We start from the raw sequence: 375 nt of genomic DNA, 5'->3' as shown, positions 1-375 counted from the left end.
CTCGCGGATCGCTTTGGCCCGCGTGTTCAGGCCCACCCGGCCGGGGCGCTTACTGAAGTGATGAAAGGCGCCGGCCTCTTCATCAATACCACCTCGCTTGGCATGGACGGCGAGACGGCGCCGCAACTCGATTTCTCGCCTCTGGCAGCCGATGCCGTCGTCACCGATATTGTCTATGTGCCCTTGAAGACGCCGATCCTGGCACAGGCGGAAGAGCAAGGATTTCCGATCGTCGATGGTCTCGGCATGCTGCTTCATCAGGCCGTGCCCGGATTCGAGAGATGGTTCGGCCAGCGTCCCATCGTCGACGCGGCGCTGCGCGCGCTCATCATCGCGGATATGGAAGCACATTAATGCTGAAGATCGGTCTCACCG

1 pseudogene is annotated in these 375 nt (G+C 61.6%); it reads left to right on the top strand.

Going from position 1 to position 375, the window contains the following annotated elements:
• A pseudogene (locus tag AF337_RS39230) lies at positions 1-354 on the top strand (shikimate dehydrogenase); the annotation flags it as partial.
• Positions 355-375 lie beyond the last annotated feature (21 nt).

The organism is Rhizobium ecuadorense, from assembly GCF_001187535.1.
Lineage (GTDB): Bacteria > Pseudomonadota > Alphaproteobacteria > Rhizobiales > Rhizobiaceae > Rhizobium > Rhizobium ecuadorense.
The sequence above is the reverse complement of the archived record's forward strand: the minus strand, read 5'-3'. Positions and strand labels throughout refer to the sequence as shown.